Origin of the sequence: Solidesulfovibrio sp., assembly GCF_029978005.1 — a bacterium.
In the GTDB taxonomy this organism is placed as follows: Bacteria; Desulfobacterota; Desulfovibrionia; order Desulfovibrionales; family Desulfovibrionaceae; genus Solidesulfovibrio.
Genome location: NZ_JARKOZ010000076.1, coordinates 25,226 through 38,219 on the forward strand (window position 1 = coordinate 25,226; position 12,994 = coordinate 38,219).

Annotated in this window: 10 protein-coding genes; 9 read left to right on the plus strand and 1 reads right to left on the minus strand. The window is 70.8% G+C overall.

What is annotated here, in order from left to right:
• Positions 1 to 5: 5 nt before the first annotated feature.
• The 7 genes from nuoI (at position 6) to Q1K70_RS08965 (ending at position 7,366) form a co-directional block, all read left to right on the plus strand.
• Positions 6 to 569, plus strand: a complete 564-nt coding sequence (nuoI, locus tag Q1K70_RS08935; RefSeq protein WP_300158002.1) for an NADH-quinone oxidoreductase subunit NuoI — start codon at positions 6 to 8, stop codon at positions 567 to 569.
• Positions 570 to 749: 180 nt separating this feature from the next.
• A complete protein-coding gene (locus Q1K70_RS08940) occupies positions 750 to 1,265 on the plus strand; it encodes an NADH-quinone oxidoreductase subunit J (protein ID WP_300158004.1) in 516 nt (171 codons plus the stop codon).
• Positions 1,262 to 1,570: an NADH-quinone oxidoreductase subunit NuoK gene (gene nuoK, locus Q1K70_RS08945; protein WP_300158005.1), complete on the plus strand. Its 309-nt coding sequence runs from the start codon at positions 1,262 to 1,264 to the stop codon at positions 1,568 to 1,570. The genes Q1K70_RS08940 and nuoK overlap by 4 nt, the downstream gene beginning before the upstream one ends.
• Positions 1,570 to 3,435 (plus strand): NADH-quinone oxidoreductase subunit L, encoded by a 1,866-nt coding sequence (locus Q1K70_RS08950; protein ID WP_300158006.1) that lies wholly within the window; start codon positions 1,570 to 1,572, stop codon positions 3,433 to 3,435. Before nuoK ends, Q1K70_RS08950 begins: the two co-directional genes overlap by 1 nt.
• 15 nt (positions 3,436 to 3,450) lie before the next feature.
• Complete coding sequence (locus Q1K70_RS08955; protein ID WP_300158007.1) at positions 3,451 to 4,944, plus strand: NADH-quinone oxidoreductase subunit M; 1,494 nt, start codon at positions 3,451 to 3,453, stop codon at positions 4,942 to 4,944.
• Positions 4,945 to 4,961: 17 nt separating this feature from the next.
• Entirely contained in the window at positions 4,962 to 6,350 is a 1,389-nt protein-coding gene (locus Q1K70_RS08960; RefSeq protein ID WP_300158009.1) for an NADH-quinone oxidoreductase subunit N, read from the plus strand.
• Between the two features lie 95 nt (positions 6,351 to 6,445).
• On the plus strand, positions 6,446 to 7,366 hold the full coding sequence (locus tag Q1K70_RS08965; protein ID WP_300158011.1) for a methyltransferase domain-containing protein: 921 nt from the start codon (positions 6,446 to 6,448) through the stop codon (positions 7,364 to 7,366).
• Here the strand turns inward: Q1K70_RS08965 and Q1K70_RS08970 are convergent.
• Positions 7,363 to 9,630, minus strand: a complete 2,268-nt coding sequence (locus Q1K70_RS08970) for a Rossmann fold nucleotide-binding protein (RefSeq protein ID WP_300158013.1) — start codon at positions 9,628 to 9,630, stop codon at positions 7,363 to 7,365. The two genes, Q1K70_RS08965 and Q1K70_RS08970, sit on opposite strands and share 4 nt — an antisense overlap.
• Positions 9,631 to 9,844: 214 nt before the next feature.
• Here Q1K70_RS08970 and Q1K70_RS08975 point away from each other — a divergent pair, with 214 nt between their 5' ends.
• Both Q1K70_RS08975 and Q1K70_RS08980 read left to right on the plus strand, forming a co-directional pair.
• On the plus strand, positions 9,845 to 11,056 hold the full coding sequence (locus tag Q1K70_RS08975) for an HDOD domain-containing protein (protein ID WP_300158015.1): 1,212 nt from the start codon (positions 9,845 to 9,847) through the stop codon (positions 11,054 to 11,056).
• 64 nt (positions 11,057 to 11,120) lie between these two features.
• Positions 11,121 to 12,812 (plus strand): bifunctional sulfate adenylyltransferase/adenylylsulfate kinase, encoded by a 1,692-nt coding sequence (locus Q1K70_RS08980; RefSeq protein ID WP_300158017.1) that lies wholly within the window; start codon positions 11,121 to 11,123, stop codon positions 12,810 to 12,812.
• Positions 12,813 to 12,994 lie beyond the last annotated feature (182 nt).

Sequence of the window (12,994 nt, forward strand, 5' to 3'; positions counted from 1 at the left end):
ACGTCATGGAAGAAAAAAAAGACAAGACGGGCCTCTTGCGCGAGGTTCTGGACGGCGCGGCCGGACTGGCCGGCTCCTACGCCGCGACGCTCACGCACCTGTTCCGCAGGCCCGTGACCGAGCAGTACCCGGAATACAAGCGGCCCATGCCGGCGCGCACGCGCGGCCGCATCATCCTCACCCGCTCGCCCGACGGCAAGGAGCGCTGCGTGGCCTGCTACCTGTGCTCCGGAGCCTGCCCGGTCAACTGCATCTCCATGCAGTCCGAGGAAGGGCCGGACGGGAGGCGGCGGGCGGCCTGGTTTCGCATCAACTTCGCCCGCTGCATTTACTGCGGCCTGTGCGAGGAGGCCTGCCCCACCCTGGCCCTGCAGCTCACGCCGGAATTCGCCTTCTGCAAGGACGCCATCGAGGATTTCGTGTACGAGAAGGAGGATCTTCTGGTGGACCACGGCGGCAAGGACCCGGACTACGATTTCTACGCCCACGCCGGCGTGGCCGCCGGCCGGCCCAAGGGCGAGCACATCGGCGAGGACGAGCCCGTGGACGTCAAGAGCATCCTGCCCTGACCGGCGCGGGAAGCGAGGCCATCCGCCCATGAAAAGCACGCGACATCATCAAATATCCTGGCAAGAGACGGGCTCCAGGGCAGCGCCGCAAGGAACGCACCCCCTTGCGGGATTCCAAAGGGCGCCAGCCCCTTGGCCGCCGGAGGCTTCCCCCCTTGCACATGCCGCCCGGAGGCCGTCATGACCGCCCTCGGCGCGCTGTTCTACCTGCTGTCCGCCGTAATGCTGGCCGCCGCCGGCCTGGCCGCCACCCGGCGCAATCCCATCCACGCCGTGTGCTGCGCCGTCGTCGCCTTCCTGGCCTCGGCCGGGGTGTTCACGGTCCTCGGCGCGCCACTGCCCGGCGCGTTGCAGGTGGTGGTCTACGCCGGGGCCATCATGGTGCTTTTCCTGTTCATCATCATGCTGCTCGGCCTGCCCGTGGGCCAGGGCTCGGTACCGGCGACGCGGCTGGCCGCGCCGGGCGTGCTGGTCGGGGCCAGCCTGGTCGCCCTGTTTACGCTCCTCATCCGCGACCCGGCCGGCCTGACGCCGCTGCCGGCGGCCACGGCCGCGCCCGGGGCCGTGGGGGCGGTGCTTTTCGGCGACTACTGGCTGGCCGTGGAAGCCGTTTCCATCCTGCTTTTCGCGGCCCTGGCCGCCGTGCTGCTGCTCGGCCGGGCCAGGCGGGGACACAAGGGAGGCGAACCGGCATGAACGTGCCCCTGTCCCACGTCCTTGTCGTGGCCGCGCTCCTTTTCGCCGTGGGCGGCCTGTGCGCCGCCTGCCGGCGCAACGTGCTCATGATCCTGGTCGGCGTGGAATTCATGCTGACGGCCGCCTCCACCGCCTTCGTCGGCGGCGCGCTGGCCCACGGCAACCTGGACGGTCAGGCGGCGGTCATCCTGGTCATGGGCCTGGCCGCAGCCGAGGCCGCCCTGGGCCTGGCCCTGCTCGTCCATGCCCGGCGCGGCGGCGGCACGACCGACATCGACGGCTACCGCCGACTTTCGGGGGAATGATGGAAAACGCCCTTGCCCTGATGCTGCTTTTCCCTCTGGCCGGGGCCGTGTTCCAGGCCGGCTGGGGCCTGTCCGTGGGCCGGCGGGCCAGCGGCGCGGCGGCCGCCCTGGCCGTGGCCGGGGCCCTGGCCGCCGCGCTTTTCGCCCTGGCCCGCTGCCCGGTCGCGCCGGTGCACGTCTCCTTCGGGGGCTGGTTCGCCTTCGACGGCTTCTCCGCCGCCTTCTCGCTGCTTTACGACCGCATCGCCGCGGTCATGACCGCTACCGTGACCGGCACGGCCCTGCTCATCCACCTCTACTCCGCCGGCTACATGCGGGAAGACAAGTCCTATTCCCGCTATTTCTGCTACTTGAACCTGTTCGTCTTCTTCATGCTGCTCATCGCCCTGGCCGACGACCTGCTGCTGCTTTTCATGGGCTGGGAGGGCGTGGGGTTCTGTTCGTTCGCGCTCATCGGCTTCTGGCACGAGGAGCGCAAGAACGTGAACGCCGGGGTCAAGGCCTTCATCACCACGCGCATCGGCGACCTCGGCTACGTGGCCGGGCTGGCCCTTGTCGTGGCCTCCTTCGGCGAGGCGTCGCTTTCGGGCCTCGCCGCCGGGGCCGAGGTCCTCTCGCCGGGCATGGCCGCGGCCATCGGCTTCTGCTTTCTCTTCGCGGCGCTCGGCAAATCCGCCCAGCTGCCGCTCTCCTCCTGGCTCCCCGACGCCATGGCCGGCCCCACCCCGGTCTCGGCGCTCATCCACGCCGCCACCATGGTCACGGCCGGGGTCTACCTGCTCATGCGCCTGGACCCGCTTTTGGCCTACGCCCCGTCCGTGGGCGCGTCGGCGGCGTGCATCGGCGCGGCCACGGCCCTTTACGGCGCGAGCTGCGCCCTGGGCCAGCGCGACGTCAAGCGCATCCTGGCCTATTCCACCATCAGCCAGGTCGGGTACATGTTCCTGGCCGCCGGCAGCGCCGACGTGACCGGAGCGCTTTTCCACCTCCAGACTCACGCCTTCTTCAAGTCGCTGCTGTTCATGTGCGCCGGCATCATGATCCAGGCCTGCGGCGAGGAGCACGACATCTTCCGCATGGGCGCGCACCTGCGGCGGCGCTACCCCGGCCTTTTCGTTCTCTTCACCTGCGGCGCGGCCGCCCTGGCCGGCATCCCCTTCACTTCCGGCTATTGCAGCAAGGGCCGGACCCTGGCCGACGCCCTGACCCATCCCGATCCGGTCTTCCTGGCCGCCTTCGCCATGGGCGCGCTGGCCGCCCTGATCACGGCCATCTACGTTTTCCGCATGTATTTCGTGGCCTTTTTCTCCGAACCCGCCGATCCGGCCCGCCTGCATCCCGACCCGGCCCTTTCCCGCATGCAGTGGCCGCTGTGGCCCCTGGCCGGGCTGGCCGTGCTGTACGGCTTCGTCAACCCACCGGAATTCCTGCATCTCAAGGACTGGCTCGACCACTTCCTCGTCGGCGTGGCCGCGCCCCTGCCGCCCCATGCCGCCCAGGCGGAACTGTTCGTGGAAAGCCTCGACGCCCTGCTCGCCCTGGCCGGGCTGGCCATCGCCTGGGGCCTGTACCGTCCGGCCCGGCATCCCGCGCCGGCCCCGGCCGGCTGGCTCACGGCCGGGCTCGGCCTGGACGGCTTCTACCTGAAGCGTCTGGCCGCGCCCTACGAAAAGCTCGCCGCCTTCGCCTGGCGCGGCATCGACGAGGACGTCCTGGATGGCGCGGCCGCCGGCCTGGCCTCGGGCGTCGGTGGAGCGTCCCTGGCCGTGGCCCGATTCGGCGGCGGACGCATCTCCGCCTCATTGCTCGCGATCTTCGCCGGCGCGGCCGTCCTGCTGCTCTGGCTCGCGATAGGATGGAATTAAGGTAACGGAGCCCCCATGCGGCAACTGCCCTGGCTGACCCTGCTCGTCTTCTGGCCCCTGGCCGCCGCCCTGGCCATGCCGCTTTTGCGGCGCTCCCGGGAGGCCTGCCGCCGTTTCGCCCTGGGCGCGGCCCTGGCCGAGCTGGCCCTGGCCGGGCTCGTCGTGCTCCTGTTCGCCGCCGGCCGGCCCGACCTGCCCGTGGTCGAGGACGCGGCCTGGATTCCCGCCCTGGGCATCCGCTACACCCTCGCCTGCGACGGGTTGAGCCTCGTGTTCGTCGTGCTCACGGCCTTTATCGGCGTGTGCTGCATGCTGACCTCGCGCCACGACGACGCCTCGCGCCCGGCCCTGTACCACGCCCTGATCCTGGCCTCGCTCGCCACGGTCCAGGGCGTGTTCCTGGCCACGGACGTGTTCCTCTTCGCGCTCTTCTGGGAGGCCCAGCTCATCCCGGTCTTTTTTCTCATCGGCGTCTTCGGCCACGGCGAGCGCATGCGCGTGGCCATCAAGTTCTTTCTCTTCTCCGCCGTGGGCGGCCTGCTCATGTTCCTGGCCGTCATCGCGCTCGGCATCCATTCCGCCGACCTGCCGGACGGCCCCACCTTCGCGCTTTTCGACCTCACCCGCCTGTCCCTGCCTGTCAGCACGGGCCGCTGGCTCTTCGCCGCCTTCGTGCTCTCCTTCGCCATAAAAATCCCGCTGGTGCCGGTCCACATGTGGCTGCCCGACGCCCACACCGAGGCACCCACGGCCGGCAGCCTCATCCTGGCCGGGCTGCTGCTGAAAACCGGCGGCTACGCGCTCATCCGCTTCGCCCTGCCCCTTTTCCCGGAAGCGGCCGTGGCCTTCGCCCCGCTCCTTACCATCCTCGGCCTGCTCGGGCTCTTCTACGCCTCGGCCGTGGCCCTGGCCCAGGAGGACGTCAAGCGCCTCATCGCCTATTCGAGCATCGGCCACATGGGCCTGGCCGTGGCCGCCGTGGTCTCGGGCTCGCGCCTGGCGCTCGGCGGCGCGGTGGTCATGATGGTCAGCCACGCCCTGACCTCGGGCGGGCTTTTCGCCCAGGCCGGCATGATCGGCGAGCGTCTGGGCAGCCGCCGCTTCGACGTGCTCGGCGGCATCTGGAACAAGGCCCCGGGATTCGGCGCGGCCTTCCTTTTCTGCATCCTGGCCGCCGCCGCCTTGCCCGGGCTATCGGGCTTCGTGGGCGAGGCCATGATGGTCTTCGGCCTGTTCCGGGTCGATGGCCTGGCCGGCGGCTTCGCCGTGGCCGGCATGGCCGCGACGCTTATCTACCTCCTGCGTCTGGCCCGGGACACCCTCTTCGGCCCGGCCCGAAGCGGCCTGCCCTTCCCGGACCTCGACGCCCGGGAGACGGCCCTGCTCGTGTCCCTGGTCCTGGCCATCCTCTGGCTCGGCCTTTTCCCCGGCCCGGTGCTGCAACTCGTCGCCTCGCCCCTGGACGCCGTGGCCGGCCATGTCTGGCCCGTCGCCGGGACGGGCATGTAATCCGGAAGGAACGCTCTATGGCCGCCGTCCTGACCGATCTCGCCCCCCACCTCGCCCTGGCCGTCGGCGGCCTGGCCGCCCTGGGCACGGCCTGGCTGCCCCGCGCCGCCGCCCGCTCCCTCACGCCCGTCGTGGCCGCCCTCTTCGCCCTGCTGCCCGGCCTGTGGGCCGTCTGGACCGGCGGCGAGGCCAGCGGCATGACCCGCTTTTTCGCGGGCCTCCTCAGCGTGATCACCCTGGCCGTGACGGGACTTCTCGCCCGCTTCGCCGACCGCCGGGGCTTCGCCGGCGACGCGCTTTACGGCCTCGTCCTCTGGTCGGCGCTGGGCATGCTGCTGCTGGCCGAATCCACGGACTGGATCATGCTGCTCCTCGGCCTGGAGCTGGCCTCCCTTTGCCTCTACGCCCTGGTGGCCGCCCGCACGGACGACGGGCTCGGGGCCGAGGCGGCGCTCAAGTACTTCCTGCCCGGCGCCGTGGGGCTGGCCGTCATGACGTTCGGCGTAAGCCTCGTCTATGCCGCAAGCGGCAGCCTGGACATCGCCGACTCCCTGGCCGCCGGCGGCCCCCTGGTCGCGGCCGGGCTGGCCCTGGCCCTGGTCGGCCTGGGGTTCAAGCTCTCCCTGGCCCCGGTCCACCTCTGGACGCCCGACGTCTACCAGGGCGCGCCGGCCCCGGTGGCCGCCTTTCTCTCCACGGGCTCCAAGGCCGCCGTGGCCGCCGCCCTGCTCCACCTCTGCGCCGAGGCCCCTCCCGAGACCATGGACGTCCTGGCTCCGGCCCTGGTCGCCGTGGCCGCCCTGACCATGGCCGTGGGCAACCTCGGGGCGCTCCTGCAAAAAAGCGTCAAGCGCATGCTGGCCTTCTCCTCCATCGGCCAGATGGGCTACCTCGCCATGGCCGCCCTGGCGGTCAACGACGGCGGCGGCGAGGCCGCGCTCTACTACCTGGCCGCCTACGCCCTCATGGACCTCGGCGCTTTCGGAGCCGTGGGCGCGCTTTCCGGCGACGGCCCGGACCGCGACGCCATCGAATCCTACCGGGGCCTCGGCTACGTCTACCCCTGGCGCTGCGGTGCCCTGTGCGCCTGCCTGCTCTCCCTGGCCGGCCTGCCGCCCACGGCCGGCTTCATGGGCAAGTTCCTGGTTTTCGGCGCGGCCCTGCGGGCCGGCTATGTCGGACTGGCCGTGTTCGGCATCCTCATGGCCGTGGTCGGCATCTTCTACGCCCTGCGCCTGGTGGCCACGCTCTACATGCGCCAGAGCGTCGAGGCCCTGCCCGTCCTCCCCGCCCCGACCGGACCGGCGGCGGCCGCCGTCCTGTGGGCCGTGTCCGCCGGCGTCCTCGCCCTGGGACTGTTTCCCGGGCCGCTGCTTGCGGCCATCGCCAGCATCGTTGGAGAGTGAGGGGAAAATGCCTCCGGCGGCCAGGAGGGGGCACCCCCTCCTGGACCTCCCCGATGGGAGGAGGCCGCGCGGGAGCGATGGGGGAAGGCGGGGAAATGCTGGAAGCGGTGATGAAATTGCTGGTCTGTCCGGGGTGCCTGCCGGAAGAATATGGACTGGAACTGCGAGCCGACCGTCGCGAAGGGGACGACGTCATTGCCGGGACGTTGACCTGCCCGGCCTGCGGCGCGGCCTACGCCATTGCGGACGGCGTCGCCGATCTGGTTCCCGGCCATGCGGCCGTGCCCGAGGCACAGGCCAGATACGACGAGGAGCGCCTCGCCGCCTCCTACCTCTGGGCCCATTTCGCCGACCTGTGGGACGACCCCGAGGCCACGCCGGCCTACGCGGCCTGGCTGACCGCCCTTGGCGACTGTTCCGGGCCGGCGCTCGACGCCGGTTGCGCCGTGGGCCGCTTCACCCTGGAGCTGGCCGCGCGCACGGGGTTGGCCGTGGGCGTCGACCTGTCGCGAAATTTCGTCACGCTCGCCCGCCGCATCGCCCGCCAGGGCGGCCTGGCCTTCGACGCCCCCTGGCAGGGGCTGCTCACCACCCGCTTTTCCTGCGAGCTGCCGCAACGCCTGCCGCGCGGCACGGTGGAATTCGTACGCGCCGACGCCCTGGCCCTGCCTTTCGCCCGGGGCCGCTTCGGCACGGTCGCCTCGCTCAACGTCCTGGACAAGCTGCCCAAGCCCCGCCGCCACATCGAGGAATGCCGCCGGGTGTGCGCCGCGCCGGCCACGCTTCTCGTGGCCGATCCCTTTTCCTGGTCGCCGGACATCGCCGCGCCCGAGGACTGGATCGGCGGCAGGCCGGACGCCGGCGAAAGCGGCCCCTGCCTGGCAAAGCTCCTGGCCGACGCCCCCGGCTGGACGGCCCGGCAGGCCGAAAGCGTCGCCTGGACCATCCGCGACCACAAAAACCGTTTTGAGCGCATCCGAAGCGAAACCGTCGTGGCCCGCCGCGCCCCCCTTTAATCTCCCGCCAGCGCCTCGTCGATGTAGGGCGGGATCGGCATGCCGGCCGCGCGCAGGTTGTGCCGGGCCAGCCGCACCTTCTCCAGTGGGATCTCGTGCTCGCGCCAGTAGGCCCCGGGGTCGTCCAGGAAGGCGGCCATGACCGCATAGCCCTCGGCATAGCTGCCCACCTCGTGGCAGCAGTTGACGATCCAGCGCGGCCCGAGCGCCCCCAGTTCGTAGCCGCCGCCGGACAGGTCACTCGAGAGGATGCGGAACTGCGCGAGCGTCTGCCGCCAGAACGGCTCGCCCCCGGGCCCCAGGCCCACCGGGTCGATGAAGATGTAGGGCGCGGGCAGACACTGGCCGATCTTCATGAAGGTGAGCGCCATGTTGATCTCATAGCAGGTGCCGAAGCCTCCCAGGTTGAAGACCTTGAAGAGCGAGCGCCGGTCCAGGATGTCCTGCCGGGTGTTGAGCGCCAGGTTCGTGAACTGGGCCACGGCCTGGGGGGCGAAATTGGTCTTCTGGCCGATCTCCTCGGCGTCGATGCCCACCCCCAGGCGGTAGATGTCGAGCCCCGCGGCCGCGTCGTCCACGATGCGCATCACCCCCGGCCCCGAGCCGTGCGCCACGCCGAACCCCTCGCCCAGGCGTGGATGGTCCCGCAGCCGGCGCAGGAAGTCGGCGATGGGCTCGGCCAGCACCGGCCCCAGCACGTCCACGGACGAACCGAACATGGCCATGGTGGTGTGCACGCGCGGCAGCCGCTCCTTGCCCGGCCGCGTCACCCAAAGCCCCCGGAAGAACTCCCGCACCTGGGCCTCGCCGTTCACCTCAAGGAGCAGGTAGAAGCGCATGCCCTCGTTTTCCAGGCGCACCAGCTCCTCGTACAGCGTCTGGTCCATGCGGAAGTGGGGCAGCCGACAGGCCTCGCCCACGGCGCAGCCCATGCCCCGGGCCACCACCACGCCGATGCCGTTGCGCTTGAGCACCCGCAGCGTGTCCACCGGCGGCAGCGCGTCGGACACGAAGACCTTGGACAGATTCTGCTCGCCGCCCACGTATTTGAGTTCCTCGAGCAGCGGGCGCACGCGCTTGGGGATCTCCTCGCCCTCCATCACACCCTCGGGGATGTTGCCTCGGGCGTATTCGTAGACCAGCCGCCACTGGAACTCCTGGAGCCACTCGCCCTCCTCCTGCTCCCAGGGAACGGCGATGGTCTTGCCCGGCATGAGGATGCGGCCGTAGACCCCGCCCTGACCCGGTGCGGCCGTGACCTCGTCGAAAAAGACCCGTGTGACTGCGGGGTTGAAGACGTCGGTCAGGTCGGCGAAATCCACGCCCGCCGCCAGCACCTCCCGGGCCCGCCCCGGCGCGAGCACCCGCTCGGCCAGCCGGGCCAGTCCCTGGTCGGCCGGGTAGAGCCGCAGGCGCACGGACAGCTCGCTCGTGGACGCGGCCGCCTCGCCGCCGTTGTAGAGTTCCACCTGGCGCGGCGTGCGGATGCCCGTGGTGCGGATGCCGTCGAGCAGCCGCGAGGCCAGATGAAAGACGCCCGGGGCCGAGGTCTCGCGCACGATGAAGGCTAGGTAAGGCCCAAGGGCGATGCGCACCGCGCCCACGAGAAATTCCTTGGCCCCGAGAAGCGCCGGCAGCCCGGCCGGGGACGGGCTCTGGAAGATGGTCAGGCCGTGCTTGCCCTTGACCACCATCTCCGCGAAATTGCGTCCCACGCCGAGCAGGCGCGAGGACAGGGCGTAGCGCAGGTTCTCCAGGGGAATTTCCACCACCCCGTCCGCGTCGATGCGGTGGCGCTCGGGCAGCAGCAGCCAGCCCCGCTCCACGGCGGCGCCGATGGCCTCGCCGGACAGGGCCGGGCCGCGCGGGATGAAAAGCCGTCCGAAATCCACTCCCCCGTCCGGGCACAATCCGCGCAGATCGGCCAGGGATTCGGCCAGGGCGGCGTTGAGCGCCGTCAGCGCCACCGGGACCTCCACGGTGCGGGCCGCGTCCGAGACCTCCGGCGGGTCGCCCGTCAGACGCACGTCGAGGCCGATGCGCGAATGGCCGCTGCGGCCGCTTAAGTCCATGTAGTCCGTCAGCGAGGTTCCTTCCCGGGCGGCCCGGTCGCGCAGGTCGCGCACAAGGCCGCGAAGCGTGTCGCTGGTGTGGGAAAAGCGCATGAGGCCAAGGGCCTGGGGCGCGCCGAGTTCGTCGTTGAAGTGGACGTCGCCCATGGAAACGAGCTGGCCGTCGCCGGTGATGAGCGGGGATGGGGTCATGGGGCCTCCTGCCGGAGGGCGGCCAGATCGCCGCGCGGGTCCGGACAATTCTTATAAGCCAAGCCGCGCTCCCGGAAAACCCCCTTTCCCGGCGCGCCCTTGCCCACCGGACGCGGCGATGATAGACGCCAGGGACACTCCTTGCGCGTCGCAGGGCCGCGACAGGCCCGGGGCTTTCGCGAAATACGGTCGCGCAGGCAAACAAGGACCGCCCATGCCGACACTTCCCCTTTCCAAGGCGCGCGCCGGCATGGTGCTGGCCGCGGACGCCGAGAGCCTCGACGGCAACTACCGCCTCGAAGCCGGCCTGGAGCTAAGCGACGGGCACCTCCGGCTGCTGCGCGGCTGGCACGTCGCGGCAATCGATGTAAAAAACGACGACGCCTCGCCGCCTGCCCCCTCGCGGGACGCCCCCGAGGCGGCCATACTCGAACGCTTCGCCCATCTGCCGGCGGACGAGCCCGTGGTCGCCGCCCTGCGCCGGCTGGCCCTGGACCGGGCCGCCACCCTGCCCCCGCCGCCCCCCTGCCCCATCCCGTCCGCCAAGGCGGCCACGCCAGCGGCCCTCGCGCCGGAACGCATCCTGGCCAACGACCCGGTGCTCGTTTCCCTGCCGGAAGTCTTCATGCGCATCCGCGAGGTCCTAAGCGACCCGGACTCCACCGTGGAAGAGGCGGCGGCGGTCATCGGCAAGGACCCGAGCCTGACGGCCAAGCTCCTCAAACTCGTCAACAGCGCCTTCTACGCCCGCACCATGCGCGTCTCCGGCGGCCTGCCTCCCGGGGCGGTGGATTCCCTGAGCCGGGCGGTCATGCTCCTTGGACTCAACCAGCTCTCCACCCTGGCCATGGGCGTGTCCGTGCTGCCCCTTTTCAAGGACATCCCGCCGGAATGCATCGACATGCGCCAGTTCTGGCGGCACAGCGTGGCCGTGGGACTCGTGGCCAAGCTCCTGGCCTCGCGCCTGGGCGACCCGAGCCCGGAACGTTTCTTCGTGGCCGGCCTGCTCCACGACATCGGCAGGCTCGTGCTCTACAAGCAGCAACCCGCCGCCTCGGCCGCCGCCCTGGCCCGGGCCGCCGCCACGGGACGGCTGCTGGTCGACGTGGAACGCGAGATGTTCGGCTTCGACCACGGCAAGCTCGGCGGCATGCTGCTGCGCAAGTGGCGGTTCCCCGAGAGCCTGGAGCAGGCCGTGTGGCGGCACCACGACCCCCTCGGCGGCGAGGTGCCGCTGGAGCCGGCGCTCATCTGCGTGGCAGACATGATCGCCGGCGCGACGCTCTCCGGCGGCAGCGGCGAGCGCCTGACCCCACGCTTCCTGCCCGAAGTCTGGCGCATCGCGGCCATCTCCCCCGGCGAACTGCCGGAACTGGTGGTCATGGCCGAATCGCATCTCGACGTCGTGTGCGCCATGTTCGCCTGATCGCCGCCCGGTCCGACGATCGAGGCGGCAGGCCGCCGCGCACCTCAACCAGGGAGGATCTCCCATGGACGTTCCCGCGCACGCCCTCCTCGCATCCCCGGATCGCGCCGAAGAGCTCAAGGCCCGGTCCCTTTCCCACAAGTCCGTGACCCTGTCCCCGCGTCAGCAAGCCACTCTCGAATTGCTGCTCTCCGGAGCCCTCTTTCCCCTCACCGGCTACATGGGCCGGGAGGACTGGCAAGCCGTGCTCGATTCCATGCGCCTGGCCGACGGCCGCCTCTTCCCCATGCCCGTCTGCCTCGACGCGCCGGCCGCCCTGGCCCAGGGCCTCACGCCCGGGGAGAAGCTGGCCCTGCGCGACCAGGAAGGCTTCATGCTGGCGGTGCTGACCGTGTCCGAAGCCTGGGAGGCGGATGCGCACGCCGAGGCGGCCGCCGTCTTCGACGCGGCGGACATCGACCGCCACCCCGGCGCGGCGGCCTACGCCCGGGAAACCGCGCCCTGGCGCGTGGGCGGCGCGGTCGAGGGCGTGTCTCTGCCGCCCCATGCCGACTTTCCGGAACTGCGCCGCACGCCCCAGGCCGTTCGGGACGTGTTCCGGCAGCGCGGCTGGCGACGGGTGATCGGCTGCCAGACCGACACACTGCTCCACAACCGCGAGCACGCCATGCTGCGCCGGGCGGCGGCGGACGTCGAAGGCAGCATCCTGCTGCTGCGCTGCGCCGGCGACGCCATGGCCGGCGGCGCGCCCCACTTCGTCGGCGTGCGCTGCGCCCGCCTGTTCTCCGGGGCCTTTCCCGAAAATCTCCTGCTCCTCAGCCTCCTCCCCCTGCTTCGGCTCAACGCCGGGCCGCGCCAGGCCCTCTTCGAGGCCCTTGTTCAGAAAAACCACGGCTGCACCCATACCCTGGTGGGCCTGAACCACGCCGACCCTACGGCTGCCAGTGGAACGCCCTTCTACCCGCCGGGCAAGGCCCAACGCCTCGTGGCCGAGAGCGAAGACGAGACCGGCATCGCCATGGTCCCGGAAACCCCCATGGAATACGTGGAGGAAAAAGCCCAATACCTGCCGCGCGCCGCCGTCGGCCAGGGAATGACCGCCCGTGACGTCACGCCGGCGGAATTCACCCGCCGCCTGGAATTCGGCCTGGACGTCCCGGCCTGGTTCACCCCGCCGGAAGTCACGGCCGAACTGCGCGCCGTCTTCCCGCCGCGCTCCAAACAAGGCTTCACCCTCTTCATGACCGGGCTCTCCGGCGCGGGCAAATCCACCCTGGCCAAGATCCTCTACGTCAAGTTCATGGAACTGCGCACCCGGCCGGTCACGCTCCTCGACGGCGACATCGTGCGCCGGCACCTCTCGAGCGAACTCACCTTCTCCAAGGAACACCGCAACCTCAACATCGCCCGTATCGGCTTCGTGGCCAGCGAAATCACCAAAAACGGCGGCATCGCCATCTGCGCCCCCATCGCGCCCTACGCCAGCGCCAGACGGGAAGCCCGCTCCCTGGTCGCGCCCCACGGCGGCTTCGTGGAAATCCACGTCTCCACGCCGCTGGACGTGTGCGAACAGCGCGACCGCAAAGGCCTCTACGCCAAGGCCCGGGCCGGACTCGTCAAAGGCGTCACCGGCATCGACGACCCCTACGAACTCCCCGAACACCCGGAACTCCGCCTGGACACCAGCCGCCTCAGCCCCGGCGAAGCGGCCCAGGAAACGCTGCTCTACCTCGAACGCGAAGGCTATCTGGCGTAGTGCGGGAGTGAGAACGACGGGAAGAAAACGGGGCTCCGCCCCGAGCCCCGCCAGGAGGGGGTGACCCCCTCCTGGACCTCCCCGACGGGTGCGGATGGGGAGGCAGGTGGGAACAGTGGGCGGCGGGGCGGCGGTGGTTGTGGTCTCGGAAATGGGCCGGGCGACGCAGGCCGCAAAGCCGG

Excerpts from the sequence above, each read along its gene's own strand:
- Q1K70_RS08975 (WP_300158015.1), top strand. The coding sequence starts at position 9,845 with ATGCCGACACTTCCCCTTTCCAAGGCGCGCGCCGGCATGGTGCTGGCC.
- nuoK (WP_300158005.1), top strand. The coding sequence starts at position 1,262 with ATGAACGTGCCCCTGTCCCACGTCCTTGTCGTGGCCGCGCTCCTTTTC.
- nuoI (WP_300158002.1), top strand. The coding sequence starts at position 6 with ATGGAAGAAAAAAAAGACAAGACGGGCCTCTTGCGCGAGGTTCTGGAC.
- Q1K70_RS08955 (WP_300158007.1), top strand. The coding sequence starts at position 3,451 with ATGCGGCAACTGCCCTGGCTGACCCTGCTCGTCTTCTGGCCCCTGGCC.
- Q1K70_RS08960 (WP_300158009.1), top strand. The coding sequence starts at position 4,962 with ATGGCCGCCGTCCTGACCGATCTCGCCCCCCACCTCGCCCTGGCCGTC.
- Q1K70_RS08940 (WP_300158004.1), top strand. The coding sequence starts at position 750 with ATGACCGCCCTCGGCGCGCTGTTCTACCTGCTGTCCGCCGTAATGCTG.
- Q1K70_RS08965 (WP_300158011.1), top strand. The coding sequence starts at position 6,446 with ATGCTGGAAGCGGTGATGAAATTGCTGGTCTGTCCGGGGTGCCTGCCG.
- Q1K70_RS08980 (WP_300158017.1), top strand. The coding sequence starts at position 11,121 with ATGGACGTTCCCGCGCACGCCCTCCTCGCATCCCCGGATCGCGCCGAA.
- Q1K70_RS08950 (WP_300158006.1), top strand. The coding sequence starts at position 1,570 with ATGGAAAACGCCCTTGCCCTGATGCTGCTTTTCCCTCTGGCCGGGGCC.
- Q1K70_RS08970 (WP_300158013.1), bottom strand. The coding sequence starts at position 9,630 with ATGACCCCATCCCCGCTCATCACCGGCGACGGCCAGCTCGTTTCCATG.